Annotated in this window: 18 protein-coding genes and 3 pseudogenes; all 21 read right to left on the minus strand. The window is 32.7% G+C overall.

Annotated elements, in window-relative coordinates; translation table 11 throughout:
• Window positions 1-126: 126 nt before the first annotated feature.
• A pseudogene (locus tag ODU37_RS08130) lies at window positions 127-1,992 on the minus strand (SAG1250 family conjugative relaxase).
• On the minus strand, window positions 1,979-2,344 hold the full coding sequence (gene mobC, locus ODU37_RS08135; RefSeq protein ID WP_105159119.1) for a plasmid mobilization relaxosome protein MobC: 366 nt from the start codon (window positions 2,342-2,344) through the stop codon (window positions 1,979-1,981). The pseudogene ODU37_RS08130 and the gene mobC overlap by 14 nt, the downstream one beginning before the upstream one ends.
• Before the next feature lie 6 nt (window positions 2,345-2,350).
• Window positions 2,351-2,713 (minus strand): SAG1252 family conjugative relaxosome accessory protein, encoded by a 363-nt coding sequence (locus ODU37_RS08140; protein ID WP_105159120.1) that lies wholly within the window; start codon window positions 2,711-2,713, stop codon window positions 2,351-2,353.
• A gap of 321 nt (window positions 2,714-3,034) precedes the next feature.
• Window positions 3,035-5,503: pseudogene (locus tag ODU37_RS08145) on the minus strand (Spaf_1101 family AAA-like ATPase); the annotation flags it as partial.
• 169 nt (window positions 5,504-5,672) lie between these two features.
• Window positions 5,673-6,410 (minus strand): 23S rRNA (adenine(2058)-N(6))-methyltransferase Erm(B), encoded by a 738-nt coding sequence (gene erm(B) / locus ODU37_RS08150; RefSeq protein ID WP_001038796.1) that lies wholly within the window; start codon window positions 6,408-6,410, stop codon window positions 5,673-5,675.
• Window positions 6,411-6,534: 124 nt separating this feature from the next.
• Window positions 6,535-6,615 carry a 23S rRNA methyltransferase attenuator leader peptide ErmL gene (locus ODU37_RS08155; protein ID WP_032501554.1) on the minus strand — a complete coding sequence of 27 codons (81 nt, stop codon included), beginning with the start codon at window positions 6,613-6,615 and terminating at the stop codon, window positions 6,535-6,537.
• Between the two features lie 65 nt (window positions 6,616-6,680).
• Entirely contained in the window at window positions 6,681-6,914 is a 234-nt protein-coding gene (locus ODU37_RS08160) for a peptide-binding protein (RefSeq protein ID WP_020220349.1), read from the minus strand.
• A gap of 115 nt (window positions 6,915-7,029) precedes the next feature.
• Window positions 7,030-7,596, minus strand: a pseudogene (locus ODU37_RS08165) (topoisomerase DNA-binding C4 zinc finger domain-containing protein); the annotation flags it as partial.
• A 63-nt stretch (window positions 7,597-7,659) separates the two neighbouring features.
• Window positions 7,660-8,427 carry a type II toxin-antitoxin system toxin PezT gene (gene pezT / locus ODU37_RS08170; RefSeq protein WP_001235242.1) on the minus strand — a complete coding sequence of 256 codons (768 nt, stop codon included), beginning with the start codon at window positions 8,425-8,427 and terminating at the stop codon, window positions 7,660-7,662.
• The gene (pezA, locus tag ODU37_RS08175; protein WP_000578719.1) at window positions 8,427-8,903 is read right to left on the minus strand and encodes a type II toxin-antitoxin system antitoxin PezA; all 477 of its coding nucleotides are present in this window, start codon (window positions 8,901-8,903) and stop codon (window positions 8,427-8,429) included. The genes pezT and pezA overlap by 1 nt, the downstream gene beginning before the upstream one ends.
• A gap of 69 nt (window positions 8,904-8,972) precedes the next feature.
• Window positions 8,973-9,263, minus strand: coding sequence for a hypothetical protein (locus ODU37_RS08180; protein WP_000667951.1), 291 nt, complete (start codon window positions 9,261-9,263; stop codon window positions 8,973-8,975).
• 50 nt (window positions 9,264-9,313) lie between these two features.
• Complete coding sequence (locus ODU37_RS08185) at window positions 9,314-9,703, minus strand: DUF5945 family protein (protein ID WP_000048066.1); 390 nt, start codon at window positions 9,701-9,703, stop codon at window positions 9,314-9,316.
• Window positions 9,700-9,927, minus strand: coding sequence for a DUF5965 family protein (locus ODU37_RS08190; protein WP_000110922.1), 228 nt, complete (start codon window positions 9,925-9,927; stop codon window positions 9,700-9,702). Before ODU37_RS08190 ends, ODU37_RS08185 begins: the two co-directional genes overlap by 4 nt.
• A 27-nt stretch (window positions 9,928-9,954) precedes the next feature.
• A complete protein-coding gene (locus tag ODU37_RS08195) occupies window positions 9,955-11,055 on the minus strand; it encodes a toprim domain-containing protein (RefSeq protein WP_249562498.1) in 1,101 nt (366 codons plus the stop codon).
• Window positions 11,052-11,720: a peptidylprolyl isomerase gene (locus ODU37_RS08200; RefSeq protein ID WP_249562497.1), complete on the minus strand. Its 669-nt coding sequence runs from the start codon at window positions 11,718-11,720 to the stop codon at window positions 11,052-11,054. Before ODU37_RS08200 ends, ODU37_RS08195 begins: the two co-directional genes overlap by 4 nt.
• Window positions 11,721-13,311: 1,591 nt before the next feature.
• The gene (locus ODU37_RS08205; protein WP_105158868.1) at window positions 13,312-13,911 is read right to left on the minus strand and encodes a response regulator transcription factor; all 600 of its coding nucleotides are present in this window, start codon (window positions 13,909-13,911) and stop codon (window positions 13,312-13,314) included.
• Window positions 13,889-14,743 (minus strand): sensor histidine kinase, encoded by an 855-nt coding sequence (locus ODU37_RS08210; RefSeq protein ID WP_235181381.1) that lies wholly within the window; start codon window positions 14,741-14,743, stop codon window positions 13,889-13,891. The genes ODU37_RS08205 and ODU37_RS08210 overlap by 23 nt, the downstream gene beginning before the upstream one ends.
• Window positions 14,744-15,393: 650 nt before the next feature.
• A complete protein-coding gene (locus ODU37_RS08215) occupies window positions 15,394-16,089 on the minus strand; it encodes an ABC transporter permease (protein WP_105202451.1) in 696 nt (231 codons plus the stop codon).
• A gap of 9 nt (window positions 16,090-16,098) precedes the next feature.
• Entirely contained in the window at window positions 16,099-16,818 is a 720-nt protein-coding gene (locus ODU37_RS08220) for an ABC transporter permease (protein WP_105202452.1), read from the minus strand.
• Complete coding sequence (locus ODU37_RS08225; RefSeq protein WP_105105943.1) at window positions 16,796-17,710, minus strand: ABC transporter ATP-binding protein; 915 nt, start codon at window positions 17,708-17,710, stop codon at window positions 16,796-16,798. Before ODU37_RS08225 ends, ODU37_RS08220 begins: the two co-directional genes overlap by 23 nt.
• Window positions 17,682-19,751, minus strand: a complete 2,070-nt coding sequence (locus ODU37_RS08230) for a cysteine peptidase family C39 domain-containing protein (RefSeq protein ID WP_238138767.1) — start codon at window positions 19,749-19,751, stop codon at window positions 17,682-17,684. The genes ODU37_RS08225 and ODU37_RS08230 overlap by 29 nt, the downstream gene beginning before the upstream one ends.
• Between the last annotated feature and the right edge of the window lie 8 nt (window positions 19,752-19,759).

Consider the following 19,759-nt stretch of genomic DNA (forward strand, 5'->3'; position numbering starts at 1 on the left):
TAGTACCTTTTTTGTTTACCAAACGTGTAATTTCTTCCAGTCGTTCTCGTTTATTCATGTTTAATCCTTTGTTGTTTTTTTACATTATATCAAAAATCAACAAGAATATGTTGGAATTTTGAACATTTAATCAATTTTAATGGAAAAATCGTCTGTCTTGTATTTATCCATATTTAAAACTCTTACGTATTCATCCAACTTCCTCACCGCATTTTCGTATTCTTCGATTTTATTGTCTAGCTGATTCTGTATCATTTCAATCTCATATTCAATCTGTCCAATCGTTACATCCTTCTATAAATTCATCTTGGAACATTCATACTTAGCTAATCGCTTAGCATCTGGATTCTCACTTTTTAGGTTAACAACTACTTCTGCCATCTTGTTTAAGGTGGCAGTTTTTTCTTGTAGATTTGTCAAATCAATATCTAGCTGTGCAATTTCTTCAACCAATTCATCTTTTACCTCAAGAAATGATTTGTTTTGAGTGTCCAGTGTCATTAACAAATTGATTTCTTCAATTTTTTGTTGAAGATCTACCAAACTTATTCGTTTCTTATATGGTAGAGACCTATTATCATATGTCAATTGGCGAATCAAGTCTCTTCCTTTCATAAAACGATTTTTTTCTGAGTCCTCTTTATGATAAATGAAATAAGAAGATGTTTCTCGAATAAACACCTGATACTGTTTCTTATTTTCTTGTTCTACGATATTTAGTTGATAATTTGGAATGAAGATTAGTCCTTCTTGTCCAATCCCCATCCAAACTTTAATGTAAAGCCCATCTGAAACCACCTTTTCAACTTGCTCTTCAGCAATCTCAACTTCAAACTCATGCACAGCATCTCTCTTAGTCTTGTACGTTTCATAAGCTTCGGTTATTTCTTCTACGGTCAATATGTCTGAATACAGTTGCATCTCAAATTTTTCAAATTCCATTTTTACTTCACTATTATGAAGCACTTTAACTAGATCATGTTCCTTGAAATAACTATCAAAATACGTAGTATCATAACGATTTTTCTTACTTAATGACTTATTTGGTATGGAAATGCAGCTTTTTCCATCAGTAAGAACAAAATCTATCGTTTTTATCTTGCTCTTCAATTCCATTCCCAGTAACCCAGCTTTCTCAACTAAATCATCAAATGAGTTGGATCTTGGCAATAAAAATTCTAAAATCAGTTCAATCTTTCTCTTAGCAAAGTAATGTTGAAAATATTCTTTTGAATAGGGTTCTCTCTTATTCAGCATATCTCCTCGAATGACTTGCTTCATATTTCTATCTGTCATAAAAAATCGGCTATGTTTCCTTGAGAAATCTATTTTGACATTTAGTTGCTCAGCTTTTTGCATAAAATCATTGAAGTCAATTGAGTTTTCCATTAGAAAAAATAATCTCTGCTTCAATTCGTATTTGTGATTAGAACTGCGATAGACCTCGTAATCCCTATGAGAATAGCGTTTAAGGGGAATAATTTTTGCACCAGCTACTTTAGAAATTCTATCCGAAATCATTTGTAAATTTCTTTCAAGAACGTAGTCCCACTTCAACTTTTTTTGAGATTGGCTATTGATTGAGTTGATAATAATATGATTATGACAATGGTCCTGATCAACATGAGTGGCAACAATAAATTTATATTGCCCCCCTGTCAACTCTTTTATCGTTTCATAGCCAATACGATTGATTTCCTCTGGGCTTAATTTATCTTCAGGTGAGAAAGACTGAATGATATGATGAGCATGTATTTTCTGTTGCTTTTTCTCTTGTCTATCAAACCGTGAATCGTATAGTTGGTCATTTGATAGGAAATTATTTTGATACATCTTTACAAGCTCTATATAGTCAGGAAAATCAAGATAATTACTCATCCCAAAATCTGAAATCAACGATAAATTACTGGTTTTCTTAGGATCAAGAATATACTTAATCAATTGACGTCGGTATTTTTTCCCATGAACAGCATAGTGCTTAGTGATGACCATAAAATTCTCTCAATCGTTGACACTTTATATCAAAATCTTGTTGTAACTGTTTTTCTAACTCTGCTATACCGAGCTGCAATTCTTTGACTTGTTGAAGACTAAGTAGGTGGCTTTGATTTACCGAACGTGCAATCTGGTTTATATTATTTCCAATCCTACGAATTTCAAAAATCAGGTCTTGAAAACCTCTTGTATCGATTGTGATATAATTCATACCAGGATTGAGTAAGGTTTTTCTGGCATAATGCGAAAAGTTTGGACACTGACTCTGAGCAAGATTTTTGTTGAGGATAATTAATTCTTGATCACTCAAATACACCTTTTTCAAATTGGTTCGATAACGATTTTCCATAATAACTTACCCCATGTACTTGTCTTTGAATGAATAGCTTAATGGAATAGTTACCTCAATTTCCTTCATCAAGTCTTTGATACAAGTCAGGATGATTTCAAGATGTTCCATAGTAACTGATTGAGACAACTTTGCCAGAACAAGTATTTCATGTACATCCCGGTAAATCTGTTCTACTTTTTGGTGCTGTAAATATTTTATCCATTCTTCAAGCTGCTGAGATGATTGGTGGTCTATTTTCAATAATTTACCTCTAGCAAAAGGAGAGAACTGCTCATATCCCTCTTGAACCATCAAATTTTGTATCTGTTGATACTCTTTTTCCGAAAAATTTACTTCCTTACGAATCTCTCTAACTAAGTTTTCCATCCAGCATTCTCCTAATTCTTTATTATCGGTACAACCCCGCCCTCGTATTGGACACGGCACTGCATAACACCTTCCTTTTAGGTCTTTGCGAGCTCAGATATTGTGTCCACAATATCCCAAAAATCTTATCGCCAGCCGACCAAAACCTTTGAGTTTTGATAGCCGATGATAAGATAACTTGGTGGCTTCGCCCCCAAACCCCCAGTGAAAAATCATGGATTGATTTTTTTAGGAATGATATTAGGATAATAGAGGTGATTTGGAAAAGGTATCACAAAACAAAAAGTAGGATATTTCTAACCTACTTTTCATTTCCTTATATTATTCAGAAAGAGCTGTCTCATATATGGACATCTTATGTTTAAATGAGTCTCTTCCACCTTCCAATTGATTGATAATATGGTTTTTTATAAATTTTTCACTAACATATCCCTGTGATTCAATCCAAGCATGAGCCCCATCTGATTCCATAATTACCACTTGATCGGTCATGGAATTTGTTACAATTGTCGCATTATGGGTTGCTAAAATAATTTGTCGTTGAGCTTTCACGTCTCTAAACTGTTGAACTAAATGTCTGTATATATAGCGGTTATCCAAATTATCTTCAGGTTGATCAATAATTAATGGTCTGAAATCCTTTGAATAATCACTATATGCTAGTAAAAAATCTAACATCGCTACAACTTTTTGACCCAAACTTAATACACTAACTTCTTTATAAAGAATGTCAAGATGTTGTGATGTTTCTTTTGAGTTAATGTTAAACTCCAAAAAAAGTCTTTCATTGGCTACGTGTTCTTTTAGCACTCTCTTTAACTCATCTAGTAAACTACTATTTGCGATTAAAGAATAAATACTAGTTTTTAAATAGGGTATGTTAGAATCATTAATCTCGGAATTATTTCTCCACTTATTCTCATGTTTTGCAAAATTCTCCTCAGAAATATTTTTTAATAATATAAAATACCTATTAGGAATATTTTGTTTCAAAATAACGTTAACAAATCCTTTTATTCCTAACTCCTGATAAACAAGGTATAGAATATCTGCAACATCCCGCTTACTAATTCTATAATTTTCAAATGAGAAATTGAGAGTTGAATTACTTTTGAAAAGAGTGCTTTCAAAATCTGGTACTTCCCATCTATCAATTTGCTCATAACAGATTCTTAACTTACCAACTTGAGTTTGATTGAAATCATCAATTATTTTGAGTATTGAATCCTTACGAACTCTCCTATATTTATCAAGTTCCTGTAGTTTAGCTTCGAATGATTCTAGAGTCTGAGTTCTTAAACCATAGTTTGGTCTCGGTAAATTTTTATTTTTTAGCATTAAGTCGGAAATAAATTCTGTAATTTTTTCTCCATCCGCTGTTCTAACCAACTCATTAACAGAATATCTCCTATCAAACATTTTTTCTAATATTCTAGTTTTATCAACTAATTTGAAAAATTTTCCCTCAACTTTGTATACTTTCGTATATTGAGAGCGTGTCCACTCTTTGATAGAGTCAGAATTGTAGTTATAAGGATATCCATACCTATTCTCACGATTTTGCCCATAATATTGTAAGATATTGTCCCTATTTTCCTGCAAGACATCTGGCAAACTAACCTCAATGATATATTCAGCATCCTCTAAAACATAGAGTACAAAAGCATTTGCATGGTTACATAGGAATTCTAATTTACTCTGCTTGTCGCAATCCTGAGAAAGTACAAATTGTAACATATCTATTAGTGTACTTTTCCCTGTACCTCTCCCTCCAATTAAACAGTTCATAGATGGTGAGAATGTTAAAAAGAAGTCTCTATCTTTTTCTAACTTATCACCTGTAAGAAAACTTCTATCGCCTCCACGACTTTGAATGTATAAACCTTTTATGTAAGACTTTTGTTCAAAATTTGGTTCAAATAAACTTACTGATACAGTGTAATCAAGCAAAGCTTCTTGGAACATTTTAAAAGAAATCTTTCCACCTTTTATCCACATATTATTCTTTCCGACTGAATCAATATCATGTGAATCATTATCTAATAAAAAATTTGGTTCACAATTAAAATCTGTCAATAAACGATTTTTCGATCCTTCAACAGAATTTATATTTTTTACACCAATAAATCGTGTATTTTCTTTTGTAAAAACTTGTCTCTTATATGCACCCGACAAGTGAGAACCTTTTTTCAAAATATTATAACTATTGAAATGAGCAATGTAGTTAATTATGTTTTGATTATTAAAATCTTTCATGATAGTCAACGAATGCTGATAACTTCCATCTTTTTCACTTATAATATTTTCACATAACCATTGATTAACCCAAGATTCTTTTTCATGATCGTATATACAAACAATATGTAACTTATCTGCTGCACTAATTTCTACTCCATGTAAAATATGAGGATGTATATTATAAGTCGGATAGGTTCTCGTTATAATTGAAACTGCTGTTTGAAGTTTTTTAATACCTTTGGTAGTATTATGATCAGTTACTACAACTATTTCTATTTCATTTTTTAAGATAGCTTCTGCTAACAAAAGAAAACTAATATATCCCTTTTCTCCGATTTTTACAACGGCATTGTAGGACTTTCTATCTTTCGTTTTGATTCCTTTTACCAGGGTTTCTTTTCCCTCTAGTAATTCTTTTACATTTGTTTTGGTGAGTTTTTTCTTTCTAAAATGTTCAGCTAAAGTGAAGGTACATTCAGGATAATTTGAACAACCATAAAACGATTTTTTTAATACAATATTGTTGCCACACTTAGGACATTTTCCTACAAGGGGTCCCGAGCGCTTAGTGGGAATTTGTACCCCTTATCGATACAAATTCCCCGTAGGCGCTAGGGACCTCTTTAGCTCCTTGGAAGCTGTCAGTAGTATACCTAATAATTTATCTACATTCCCTTTAGTAACGTGTAACTTTCCAAATTTACAAAAGCGACTCATAGAATTATTTCCTCCCGTTAAATAATAGATAACTATTAAAAATAGACAATACTTGCTCATAAGTAACGGTACTTAAATTGTTTACTTTGGCGTGTTTCATTGCTTGATGAAACTGATTTTTAGTAAACAGTTGACGATATTCTCGATTGACCCATTTTGAAACAAAGTACGTATATAGCTTCCAATATTTATCTGGAACATCTGTGGTATGGCGGGTAAGTTTTATTAAGACACTGTTTACTTTTGGTTTAGGATGAAAGCATTCCGCTGGCAGCTTAAGCAATTGCTGAATCGAGACTTGAGTGTGCAAGAGCAACCCTAGTGTTCGGTGAATATCCAAGGTACGCTTGTAGAATCCTTCTTCAACAATCAGATAGATGTCAGACGCACGGCTTTCAAAAACCACTTTTTTAATAATTTGTGTGCTTAAATGGTAAGGAATATTCCCAACAATTTTATACCTCTGTTTGTTAGGGAATTGAAACTGTAGAATATCTTGGTGAATTAAAGTGACACGAGTATTCAGTTTTAATTTTTCTGACGATAAGTTGAATAGATGACTGTCTAATTCAATAGACGTTACCTGTTTACTTATTTTAGCCAGTTTCGTCGTTAAATGCCCTTTACCTGTTCCAATTTCGTAAACGGTATCGGTTTCTTTTAAATTCAATTGTTTTATTATTTGGTTGAGTACTTTTTCACTCGTTAAAAAGTTTTGAGAATATTTTATATTTTTGTTCATTTAATCACTCCTGAAGTGATTACATCTATAAACAAATACAGAAGTTAAACGATTTGTTTGTAATTTTAGTTATCTGTTTAAAAAGTCATAAGATTAGTCACTGGTAGGAATTAATCTAACGTATTTATTTATCTGCGTAATCACTGTTTTTAGTCTGTTTCAAAACAGTAGATGTTTTATCTACATAACGCATTTGATAACGCATATTTGGAATACCAACATGACGAATCCCTCCTTCTTAATTACAAATTTTTAGCATCTAATTTAACTTCAATTCCTATTATACAAAATTTTAAGATACTGCACTATCAACACACTCTTAAGTTTGCTTCTAAGTCTTATTTCCATAACTTCTTTTACGTTTCCGCCATTCTTTGCTGTTTCGATTTTTATGATATGGTGCAAGTCAGCACGAACACGAACCGTCTTATCCCCCATTATATCTTTTTTTGCGCTGATTGGCGTATCATTTCGTTTTGCTTTCTGTGCGCCTAAATTTCCCACGATCTCTCACTTCTTTCTATTTCTTCTTATTCTTATTTTATCACAAATCACTTGTGATTTGTGATAAGTGATTTGTGATTAATATATAAAAGCCCTATTTAAAGGGCTTTTATGTTTATTTTGAGAAAGATATAAAATCAATATATCCCTTTTCTCCAATTTTTACAACGGCATTGTAGGACTTTTTATCTTTCGTTTTGATTCCTTTTACCAGGGTTTCTTTTCCCTCTAGTAATTCTTTTACATTTGTTTTGGTTAGTTTTTTCTTTCTAAAATGTTCAGCTAAAGTAAACTTACATTCAGGATAATTTGAACAACCATAAAACGATTTTTTTAATACAATATTGTTACCACACTTAGGACATTTTCCTACAATACTTTTTTCAGCTTCTTTTTCTTTCTGTACCTGGTAATCAGAAAAATTTAGTTTTTCTATATCGTTAGGTACAGCTTCCAGTAAATGAACGATAAACTTCTTGATATTATTAATAAAGTTTTCTTGATTGCCTTCTCTTTTACCGATTTTTTTTAAATACGTTTCCCATTTAGCCGTCATTTCAGCACTCGTTAAAAGGTGCTGACTTTCAACTGCCTGGCACAATAATTTTCCTTTTTCAGTTACAACAAGCTTATTCTTAATCACTTGGATATATTCTTTTTGTTTTAATTCTCGATAAACAGATTTTATCTTATTATTAAATCCTCGCAATTCTAACCCCCAAAAAAATATTATCTTTAAAATCAATTATTTATTTTTCTCAAGTAATTCCTTAAGTAGGAGTTCACTCTCCTTCACCATCTCCTCCTCTACCTTGCTCCATTTTCCAAATAGGCATTCTTGTAGCACTTCTGCTGCGGAACCTTCAGCAGTTTCAGAATCATAGATACAAGTTCTATCTCTTTGATAAATTTGAATCTGGTCAAAGAGATTTTCACTTTCTAACTCCCTCAAGTTATCAACCAAGTTCTCAACAATCCCATCGTGGTGTTCTTTTGGTGTTGCTCTAGCCTGAGTCGGATCGATGGCATAAAGCTCTTCGTAACGAATCAAGGTGCTGAGATAAGAAAGCTCTGGTTTGGTACCAATCACTGCTAAGGAAACTTGGTAACCTTTAGAAGATAATAATTGAGCAGTCTGACGAGGAACTTGAGTAGTTCGCAAGGTTCCCTCAATCAGCAAATGGTAGCCTTGCGTACTGAGTTCATCAACCAACTGTTCTACCATTTTTCCTGCAAATCCCTTGGTATAGTCCACGCTATCCTTGCCATACTTTTCTTGCAGGGCTAAGTAATTGGGATGCTGAGAACGGTAGCTGTCACCATCGATAATAATGATATTACCTTGAAATTCCTTTTGCTTGATACGATGAATAGTCGTCTTACCTGCTCCGCTTTGTCCACCAAGCAAGATAGCTTTCGGTTGATCTGGAATCGTCTTTCCTCGGGTTAAGGCCCGAATGGTTCGCTGCAAGGCCTTCTGAAACTCAGCCTCACTAAATTCTTCCAGTCTCATTAAGCCACCACCCGATGATGCACCATGTCTAACATCCGCTCTATACCATCTAAATAGCCATTGTAACGCTCTATTTCATCGAAAGTAGCGACAAGGTAAATTTTCGTATTGATCAATTCGGCCAAGTCATCACTCATCAAAATCCAAGGATTAGATTCATCATCAAAAACAATATCTTGACTATCCTGGTATCTATAAAGCTTTGATAAAATGGCTGCTCCACGTTCTTTTATCACTTCTACTTTTAAAGTCAGATGGTAATCTTCGACAGGTGTTAACATCTTGTCCTCTCCTACAATATCGACATAAGAAACGTTAAATTTCTGACAAATACGGTCGATGAGTTCAGTTGAAACAGTGCTGGTACCATTTTCGTAGCGACTCAGGCTATTGCGTGAAATCCCAACCATTTTCGCAAATTCTGGCTGTGTTAAATCGTGTGTTCGGCGTAGTGATTTTATATTGTCTCCGATCATAGATAAAGACCTCCTCATATTTGCTTTCATTATACCATAAAAAACGGATAACGCACCATATTTGGTGCATTATCCGTTTTTAGGTTTCTTCGATTGCTTAAACTCCTCTATTCGCTTCTCCAACTGCTCAGTATTCAGTTTATTTTTCGCTTCTTGGATTGACTTATCAAGAATTTGTTCCTCATCGGTTATAATGTCCCTAGATATTTCCACTCTCTCACTAGACTTGAAACTTGAATCAAAGACCACATCTAGGAGTTGCTCTACTTTGGTTAGTTCACTATCTGACATCTCTGATAGTCGATGAATCAGTCGTTTAAATTGATCCTGGTTCTGTTTTTTCTTTTGAAAAAATTTCATTATCTTCTCCTTCAATTATAAGTCAGGTAGCCCGCATAGGACTACCTGACTTATAAATCATCAATGGCTACTGAAATAGCCTGCAACTTTTTATTTTGGATTTTCTTTTCATCAATCAATTGATGAAGTTCTTCAATTTGCTTTTGACAGGCTGAAATATCCTTGTTGTTTTGTGCAATAGTGTCTGCCAAGTGTTGTTTATAGTCGCTTGTGATATTTACTTTCTTCGGCTGGCTTTGTTTAACTTTTGATTCGGGCGTCTGTACATCTTTAGATTCTGACTCCTTTTGTTGCTGTTCAAAAGCAGCCACATAGTCTACTTCTTCAATTGGTTTTTCATCTTGTTTATGGAAAAGTGCTGCAATTTTTGCTCGTTCTTCATGGGATGATGTTGGTTTCACATCATCTAGTGGCTGATCAAAATTCCATGTTTTACTCATTCTGTATCCTCATTTCTGTAATTTGGGTGTAGTGTGGTTTCTTTACCAAAGGCTTGCTCTAGTGCTTCATGAAATGACAACTGACTAGATTGTTGCCGTTTGATAAAGGTACTGTACATAGCTGTTTGTAGTTGGTCACGATAGTGTTCCAATTTCTCCGTCTCACGTGAGACCTTTTCTTCTTGTCTAGCTACTTTTTCAGCCAGACGTTCAATCACACTCATAGGGTGTCCTCCTTGTCACATTCTAGATTATGATAGCGGACTTGATTTTGTTATCACATCAAAAGTGTGCTCTCGTTTAGGTGGAGGATGATCTCTAATGACTTTTGTTTGGGCTGACTGGATAAGATCTCTTAAAGATAATTCCTTTTGTCGTTTCACAATATCATTCCAATCTAACTTTGTTTCAAGTCCTTGCAATGGTGGTAAATCTTGAGAAAGCGGAAGTCCTTTATCTGACAGTTTCTGACAAAATTCTCTTCCTGCCTCATCGTTATCAACAGCCAATGTTAATGCATTTGAATGAGTTTGGAAGAAGGTTGTCGTCTCTTGTATTGCCTGAAGATAATGACTAAGTCTGCTTGGATTTACTGTATCTAGAAATGCCAATTTCCCCTGTTCCTCTGCTGCTAGACGCAAGGTCTGATAAGCAATCACAGAAAGTTTTAAACCTTCCATTGAAATCAGGCGAACATCGGATAATTGCTTTTGGTAAAGCTGATAATAACTCATCATATCGATAACTGATTCACAAAAAATGAGTCGCTTAGGATTCCCAATATCGAAACTAATACCGACATAGCCTTTTGAGCCTTTCATGATTTTCTTCAAATACCCTCGATCGTGTTTTTCTTCATTTTTGACGAGACCTTGAAGGCTCGCTGCCTGTAAGACACCATTATGGTCATAACTTTTAAACACTAAAACCGACTCCGCTTGATAAGTAGCTTGAGCAAGCAATCCTTGTCTGCCAAAGGATTTGATAGTCTGATCACTTAGGCCACGGATGTCTTTTAAGTAAATACGTGCTTGCTGAAAGGGTTCTTCACGCAAATAATATTGAAACGGTTGATAAACCTCTTCTATTACTTTGGTCTGTTCAAAATCTCCAGTTTCAAGATAAGACACAGCCTCTTTGAAAGAAACACCTGCCACTAATTGAACAAAGTCAATTACATCCCCTTGTATATCTCTTGAAAACCATTTGAAAGTATTGGTATCGGCAAAAATCCGAAAGGAATCATGGTCTGGGTGTTCATAAATGTGTCCTGATAAACGTCTGAAGGAATAACCCAGACTTTCAGCCACATCTAAAATGGCCTTTTGTTTTACTACTTTAATTCGTGTCATCTTGTCTCCCTATCAAAAAAAGCAGAAGACTGTCTCCTGCTAGTTGTTCTCACTTGTTGCGTTGGTATGCTGGAATTAGCACCATTTGTGGCTTCTTTCATGTCCTCCAGTTTCCCATTCCAAATAGTCAACTGATTAACCAGGAGCTTGTCGGAAACTTTGGAGTAGGATAACATAATTGTCTTGGTTTCTGTCTGAGTTGTTCGCTGTTGTTGCTCACTCAAATCAGAAACATAAGTCACTTGATAGGAAACTTCCGCAAGTGCAACATTGCTTTCTGTATTGACATAGATACTGGCTGATTCAAATCGATAGTCAAGCATATAGTCTTTATAAACTTGATTGATCGCTTTATTCTGATTTGCTTCCTCTTCTGAAAATGCCGAATCCGTCATGTAGGTTTTGATACGACTGTTATTTTCTCCTAGCTGGACCTTTGTATAATATTGAGTGAGAAATTCTTTGACAAGCTCATCTGATAGGACTGTCGCTCTTTCCTCCTGATTTTTCTTTGAAACAAGTTTATTGGCTTCTGCTCGTATTTGGTTCTCTGTTTGCTTTGAAATGGTTTGTGAGCCAATCGTGTAGCCAATCATGACCATAAAACTGACTGCGATTAAACCTCCGACTCCAATCAGAAATCGAGCTTTCACTTTGTTTAACATGGCTTACTCCTTTATTAGTGATAACCACATCATAACAAGAATGACTTGGAAAATTTATCACACAAAAAATATGAATAACTACAAATTATACTCTGTAAAAATCAAAAATAGCAAACTAGAACCTATTCAATAGATAAAGATGTTGAATTATAGTTCGTTGCGTTTTGAAGTAGTCAGCTCTATTCCAAATTCTACTGAACTAATTTTCAAAAATTGGTGCTCAAACATCTTTTCAAGAAAATATAGCTATAATGACTCTTTAAGAAAATTAAAAATTTTCACTCCAATTACTTTAAAACTGAGCCAAATAACTTTATTTACCGGATTAACTACTTTGTAGAATAATTTAAGCTAAATATTTTTTAGATATACTACAATAAAAGACTTATCATATAATTTCTGTAGTAACAATCTATACAGAGGCTATAGTTTTTTGAGTATACAAAAAAGTTCCACAAGACCTCCCTAACCATCATTAGGAAGTGCTTATGGAACAATTTTAGAATACAACAGTACTCTTCGAATTAGAAAATAAGAACATCAAATCGAGACTACTTTTTCAAGTCAACACGCATATCACTATTCAGCATGAACTTGATTACCCAGCTCCAAACTGCCTTAGTCAGATGTTATTTCCAACATAAATCTACAGTATCTATTCTGAATATCAAAGAGATGCCAACTATGTTAAAACCCAAAGATGTCTTCTTCAGTGTAAATCCTGTAAACAGATGACAGTCACTGAAGTGTCTCTCATCACGAAAAACACCAAATCTCACAACCCATCTACATAAAGATTACTCAATACTACACCGAAAAACTCACCGACACTTCCACTACCTAAAGACTCCCTTTCTCAACCTCTGTCGTACAACAGCAGTTAGAACTGCTATCTGACTGAATTTCCCTATTCTAACACTAATTTAACGCAATCGATAAGCTCATCAAGGATATCAAACGTCAGTCACTCAGTTTTCGACAAGTTACAAACTTCAGAAACAAAATTCTAAACTAACTTAACATCAAAAAGATAGAATCAATCTGCTCCTCTCTCCTATAGATTATATGTCTCCTGCTACAGCTGGCAATGGGTCTTTTTAACAACCAAATTATGACCATCTGAATAATTTATAACTTATCAAATGTAGAAGATAGTATATCTTTCAGAACGTAGACAAACTCCTAAAAATAGAAAAAATAGAAAAAGTTTGCGAAAGATAACAAATCATTAAACTCTTAGAAATGTTGATATTTCGGTGTTTCTAAGAGTTTTTAATTTTCAACATTAAGAAAAAAGATTGAAGAAAATTGTCCAAAATGGACTTTTTCTTCAATCTGGAAGATAGTATATCTTTGTATTTATTCTACATTATAGCTTTCTAAATTTTAAACTACATACTAGAAAGACTATGAATAACAAAACATCGACAACATACAGAGACCTACTCTCAAGATATATTCGGATGGCATTGAATAGAAAAAACATTGATAGAGTTAATAACGCATACGGTATTACTTTTTTCATGAATTTGAACCTCCTTTACACCAGTATATCTAAGTTACAATACAAAATCATGAGTAAAAAGGGTAATTACTTAATATATCCTAACTTCTGAGCTTTTATAACAGCTTTTAACGTTGAATCAACTTCGAGTTTTTCCAATATATTTTGAATATGATTCGTTAGCGTTCTATCAGAAATGTAAAGGGATTTAGCAATGTCTTTTCGTTTTTCGCCATTTCCTAAATGTATAAGTATTTCTTTTTCGCGTTCTGTCAATTCATCTATAAAATAATTCTGATTTGGAAAATAATTTTTCCCATAGGAAATATCTTTAAGAATCTGAATTAATCTTTTGGAACTTATATTTTTAGGAACAAATGCCTTTACTCCTATCTTCTGAGCTTGATATTCATATACAGGTAAATCAAATCCCGTCAATAATGCTATCTTGGAATCAGGATATTCCTCTAAAATATCTTGAGCTATTCCAAAGCCATCCGTACTAAATTTATTGTCTAAGTTAATGTCTAATAGTATCACTTGGTACTCAATTACTTTTGAAAAAATGCTTTTAAATTCATCTTCATCATTCAATATATCAATGTGGATATCCGGATGATACTGATGTATAGTTAAGGCTAAACTCTCTGCAAACAGGATATGATCATCTATTAATAAAATTTTCAATTGCCTTCTCTCCCTCCATCATCAATTTGATATCGACTCTTAATCCGTTAGAGTCCGCTTGCTCAAAAGTAATAGTCCCCCCTACTGACTTTACTTGTTCTTCCAAGACTAATAATCCGTGTCCATGTTTAAATGGTTTTAACTTTTGATAATAGCCATTATCCATAACTGATAAAGAGAGTTCTCGCCCATCTCTAGCCAATTTTACAGTAACCGTTTGAGCATTGGAATACTTATAAGCGTTATTAACGAGCTCTCTTAACCATCTATATATTAAAAAATCATAAGGAGGATAGATAGCTATGTTTTTTGCTGAATAAAAGTTCAGAGAAATATTCATTTTAGGGTAACGTTTTTCAAATGCTTTTAGCATCATACGATAGTTATCATACAAAGATAAGCCTTTTAGTAATTGAGGACTATACTGATTCATTCGCTCACGAACAAAAGTATTGAGATACTCTAGTCTTTCTTCAATAATTTTAACTGATACACTTGGATTATCTAAACGAGATAGTTGAATTAAAGCATTGATATCTTGAAGAATATTATCATGCAGGAAATTCGCAAACTCTTGTTTTAAAGCTTCTTCTTTCAAAATTGAATTGATCCCTACATGTTCAGATTGCCTACTTCCAGTTATTAGTCTATAACTTTCTCCAACTAACTGGAAAAAGTACTGAAAATATAAAATAATTGTTACCGTTTCAAGAACAACTAGACTCGTTCTCTTTAAAATTAGAATAAACAGAACAATATATAATAAAATCAGAAAAATAAGTGTTAATAATTGTTCTTTTTGTTTAAATACTGCATCATTATGATAAAACAAGATGAGTATTAATCCTGTAATTAGAGCTAAAAAATAAAATAACCAGAACCCAGAAAATAAAGCTGATGAATTAAAAAAAATGAAACCAATAGAACTGAAACAAATCATGAGGTAAAAGATTAATAACATTAGCCAATAAAATCTATTGGAATCATTTCTATAAAACGTTTGCTTGTTCCTTAGAAGAACAATTAAGAGAGCCATCGCGAACGTAACTACCAAATAAAGTGAAAAGGCAATACTAGTCAATCTTGGAAAAAGTAAGCTTACACTCGATAGAAGTCCTACTATCATCACAAATAGATAAAAAGAAGTCTGTAACTTTTGAAAAAACAAGCTGAGCGATATAGATATTAACGAAGAATAGATTATAATGCCAATCATATACTGTATCCATGGAGGAAATGCGGAATCTCCTATGACAAACAAAATTGAGTGACACTGACAAAGTCTGATTAACCAAATAATAAATTTGCTAATCTTAGACCTAGTAGATATTGCTCTGTGCAAAATAAAATCCAATAACAATAATACATTTAAAGCAAGCAAAAACAAGATATTTTCGATGTTATTTAGAAAGCATTTAGCGGACAAATAGATTAGTCCTGTAATAAACAAAGCATAATACGCTGTACTTAACAAATTTCTTCTCATGTCTTACTCAAATCTATTTTTTTCTTACATAATATTATACCAATAAAAGACAAAGAAAAGACTAGAAAAAACGCTAAATAGTGGGTTACAGTAAATGATTTAAAATTTGCTAAATAACTTAAATAGGAGTAAGGGTTAACAATCCATGTGATTTCTCCCAGAGGGAAACGTCCAACAACGACTCCTACAATAGCTGTTAAAATAGGTAATACATAATTCCCGCTTGACTGATGTATCAGTAGACTAATATTGATGAGTGCAATAATACTTAAAATTGATAACAGTAAAAATAAGCTATTATCAATAATCACATTAAGGGCACTTTCTCCTCTCAAGGAAATAAAAATCAGTGGAATCAAAAAGTGACAAAGAAATAAAATTGGCATTACTATCCAATAAAATTTCACTATAGACCACTTTATCTGTTGACTAGATATTCCTTTTATTGTTAAGTTTTGAAAAGCAGTATTCTCAACTTCACGGTGCAATGAAATGATAAGAAATACAGGAATCATCACTGGTAGTAAAAAATTACTATATAAATCTAGACCTGTCACAAATAAAACCTTCGCTGGAATTTCTTTAATCGTATATCCAGCGTAGCTTTGAAAAATGACTAAAAATATACCTATCCCTATGAATACGGGAGCTAAATAGGTTCTCTTATACTTTAATAATTCTAATTTCCACATAATTCCCTCCTAAAGATGAAACTTTTTAGAAACTACTAAAAGAACAGCACCACTCCATATAATATTCTCTAAAGTGATTACTAAAATTGTAATTGGATTGAGAATACTAGAAGTTATCAGATAAGAAATACCATTTATCGGGAATACATAAATAAATATAGTATTAGAGGCGAAAAGTGTTTGCAACAGAATAAGAATAATAACACTGCTTAGAGCAGATAAACTATTTTTTTCTAGTAGGTGAGTACAAAACTGAAGTGTGATCGTGAGTAAGCTGAAAAATATTGCTGATGATAACACTAAGAATACCGTAGACCAATCAATCGTTAACGATAAATAGGTCTGTGTAACTATAACAAAGAAAATAGTTGACAGTAATTGATAAAAAATAAAAGATAGAATGACTGTAAAATATTTTGAAAAGAGAATTTTATTTTTCTTCCCTATCCCCAAAAGCAACAATTCCCAAGTATGGTTATTGTGCTCGCTTGAAGTCACAAAAAAGTTAGTAATACCATTTACCACTAAACTCACCAATCCAGAAAAACCTAAAAAAATTATCATAGACTTCTGAAAAGGTGTTTGTGCTATGTCCCCAACTTGCACATCTAATGATTTAATGATAAAAACCGTTCCTAGCATTTGCAAACAAAAAGTAATGCCAAGCAATAACAAGGCTGTTGGGGTTCCTACAAACCTCTTTATTTCATTTTTTATCAATGTGACCATACACTTTATCTCCTTTCGTTAAGTCTAAGAAGATTCTTTCTAGGTTTTTATTTGGTGAAACCTCCAAAATATCGATTCCTTCTTGTACAATTAATTTTATTAAATTTGGTATATCTTTTTTGTAAGAATTTATTTCAAAATGCGATTCTTTTCGAATAAAAGAGATATCTCGAACACTCAAAATATGTTCAAAAACATCTGGATTTGCGACTTCAAAAAGATAAGAGCTGTCCCTTTTATTATAAAGTTCAGAGAGTGTTCCCTCAAAAATAAGCTCACCATCATGTATTATACCGACCATATCTGCAATCGTTTCTATTTCACTAATATGGTGACTTGATATAAAAATCGTTTTTCCTTCTTCTTTAGCTAGTCTGTATAAGAGTTCTCTGATTTCAACAATTCCTTTCGGATCTAATCCATTCGTAGGTTCATCTAATACCAATATATCTGGATTATTTAAAAAAGCAAATGCTAAACCAAGACGTTGTTTCATACCAAATGAGAACGAAGACACAACTTTATTGCGAACCTCACTTAGGCCCACCAGATTCAAAACTCGATCAATTTCTTCTTGCGGTTTTTTGAGAACTTCTTGTATAATAGCTAAGTTTTCATAAGCTGTTAAGTTTTTATAGTAACTTGGTGTACTAATAAAAGCTCCTATTATTGACTCCTGATTTTTTAAGTCGTTAAGACTTACACCGTCAAAGTATATGTTACCTTTTGTAGCAGGTAATAATCCAGTAAGGATTTTCATCGTTGTAGTTTTACCAGCTCCATTAGCACCAATAAACCCATAAATTTTCCCTGAAGGAATCCTAATAGTGACATCATTTAAAATAATTCGATTACCATATTTCTTACTTATATGATTTAAATGTATATCCATTTTCTCCCACTCCTAATTCTAATTGTTTTGATCCAGGTTGAATTAATTCATTATCATGTGTAATAATAATTTTGGTTGATTCAAGAGCATTAATAGCTGCCATGATAGCTTTTGCGTTTTCAGAATCCATATTACTTGTTGGCTCATCTAAAATAATAACCTTATATTCTTGCAAAAATAATCTTAGCATTCCTATTCTTTGACGTTGACCAGTTGAAAAATTAGTACCATTTTCCAATATAAATAAATTTTCAATATTTAAAGCATGAGGAAATATATCTGAAAGATTTGCTTTATCAATTGCTAACATCAGTTCTTCAATAGTATAGTTTGGACAGAATAATTTCAAATTTGATTTCAGAGTGCCTTTAAAAAGAATTGACGGATGTGATATATAGCAAATATCTCTTCTTAAATCTAGGTTTTGGTCTAGTAAGTTAACTCCTCCAATAATTATATTTCCTTCATTACCTTCCCCACTAATACTTTGTAAACCTAGTAAAATTTTTACTAAGGAGGTTTTGCCGGTACCTGATTTTCCAGTTATAAAAAGTGTATCTCCTTCCTTAAGAGAGAAAGAAAGATTTTTGAAAAGATATGTTGATGCGTCGTCGTATCTATATGATAACCCATCAACATTAACTGTGCCGTTTTGAATCTTCGTAAAGGTTTTAGGAATTTGTTCTTCTCCTACCAAGTCTACAAGTCTTTCAATATTTGGATACAGATTAGCCATGTTAATTAGGCTACTTACAATTCCCATCGTGGGAGAATACAATATCATAGCCATAGAACTGATTAAGGCAATTTCCCCACTTCTTTCAGGATTCAATAACACTATAACTAGGCTCATAATAGAAATTAGAAGAGAAAAGAATGTCGAAGTGGCTTGCTGGAATGTTATTGATTTAGCTTCTACAATTCCTCTATCAATCTGCGACTGTACATAATCTGATAAACTACTTTTGATTTTTTTTAGATAACGATAGGTAATTCCTGATCCTATTAAAAAATTATAAGATAGAATACCATCATTAGCAACACTTCGAAGTATAGACCGTTTATAACTTTCATTTTTGGATAATTTCATTAAAATAGTGATGAATATACAGTTAATGATAGCAATTAGTAAAAGTAGCAAAATTAACATACAAGCATAGATTCCAGTGTTTAATATTAAATATAAACTTGCAAAGAAAATAAGCATTATTGAGATAATCATATTAGGTACTTCAACTGCCAAAAATCTACAAATTTGAGGATTAATCGATATTCGTGACATGATGTCGCCACTATGGTATCTGCATATTTCAGATTCAGTTAGACTAAATAACTTCTCGTAAATATTAACTGTTGATTTTTCTTCAAGAATTATTGTTTTTTGATTCCGAAATTTTTCTAAAATATAGTTCAAACCAGTTGTTAACCATATAACACCTATTAAAATAATTACTTGATTTATATTAATGTCTCTTGTTGATAATTCATTTATTAATTTACTTATTAAAACAGGTATAATTAATAATAATATATTGTAACCCACCAAAACAGTAGGATAGACTTTTCCAAATTTCAAATTCCAAATTTTTGTGTTTCTGATCTTAGATACTTTATCTCTTAGGGATGACTTTCGCTTTGTAAAGGATTGATTTGGTCTTAGCTCCATACAGTATCCTGAAAAGAATTTTATAAATGTATCTTTGTTAAGAGTTTTTCGACCATAATTAGGGTCAAGTATAGTTACCTCTAACTCGTTGTACTTTTCTAGCACTACAAAATGTGAGAAATCCCAGTAAAGTATTGCTGGAAGTAGTATTGATGACATCCCTTTCATATTAACTATCCTAAACACAGTAGCGTCTACACCGAATTGTTTTGCAACGTTCTTTATATCTCCCATGCTCCATCCAACAGCGGTATTTTTATATTTATATAGTTCTGATAACTCAACATCTCTTCCTAAATAGTCCAAAATCATTGCTAAACAGCATGGTCCACAATCATTTTGTTGGGATTGTAGCTTTTCTCTTATTTTTTTCATTGGCATCT

This window comes from Streptococcus sp. 2021WUSS109 (genome assembly GCF_044427305.1).
GTDB classification, from domain to species: Bacteria; Bacillota; Bacilli; order Lactobacillales; family Streptococcaceae; genus Streptococcus; species Streptococcus suis.

Coding starts and splice junctions, on each gene's coding strand:
- ODU37_RS08195 (WP_249562498.1), bottom strand. CDS start 11,055: ATGACACGAATTAAAGTAGTAAAACAAAAGGCCATTTTAGATGTGGCT.
- ODU37_RS08200 (WP_249562497.1), bottom strand. CDS start 11,720: ATGTTAAACAAAGTGAAAGCTCGATTTCTGATTGGAGTCGGAGGTTTA.
- ODU37_RS08190 (WP_000110922.1), bottom strand. CDS start 9,927: ATGAGTGTGATTGAACGTCTGGCTGAAAAAGTAGCTAGACAAGAAGAA.
- ODU37_RS08220 (WP_105202452.1), bottom strand. CDS start 16,818: ATGGTCACATTGATAAAAAATGAAATAAAGAGGTTTGTAGGAACCCCA.
- pezT (WP_001235242.1), bottom strand. CDS start 8,427: ATGAGACTGGAAGAATTTAGTGAGGCTGAGTTTCAGAAGGCCTTGCAG.
- ODU37_RS08155 (WP_032501554.1), bottom strand. CDS start 6,615: ATGCGTTATCAAATGCGTTATGTAGATAAAACATCTACTGTTTTGAAA.
- ODU37_RS08180 (WP_000667951.1), bottom strand. CDS start 9,263: ATGAAATTTTTTCAAAAGAAAAAACAGAACCAGGATCAATTTAAACGA.
- ODU37_RS08140 (WP_105159120.1), bottom strand. CDS start 2,713: ATGGAAAACTTAGTTAGAGAGATTCGTAAGGAAGTAAATTTTTCGGAA.
- mobC (WP_105159119.1), bottom strand. CDS start 2,344: ATGGAAAATCGTTATCGAACCAATTTGAAAAAGGTGTATTTGAGTGAT.
- ODU37_RS08230 (WP_238138767.1), bottom strand. CDS start 19,751: ATGAAAAAAATAAGAGAAAAGCTACAATCCCAACAAAATGATTGTGGA.
- ODU37_RS08225 (WP_105105943.1), bottom strand. CDS start 17,710: ATGGATATACATTTAAATCATATAAGTAAGAAATATGGTAATCGAATT.
- ODU37_RS08215 (WP_105202451.1), bottom strand. CDS start 16,089: ATGTGGAAATTAGAATTATTAAAGTATAAGAGAACCTATTTAGCTCCC.
- ODU37_RS08185 (WP_000048066.1), bottom strand. CDS start 9,703: ATGAGTAAAACATGGAATTTTGATCAGCCACTAGATGATGTGAAACCA.
- pezA (WP_000578719.1), bottom strand. CDS start 8,903: ATGATCGGAGACAATATAAAATCACTACGCCGAACACACGATTTAACA.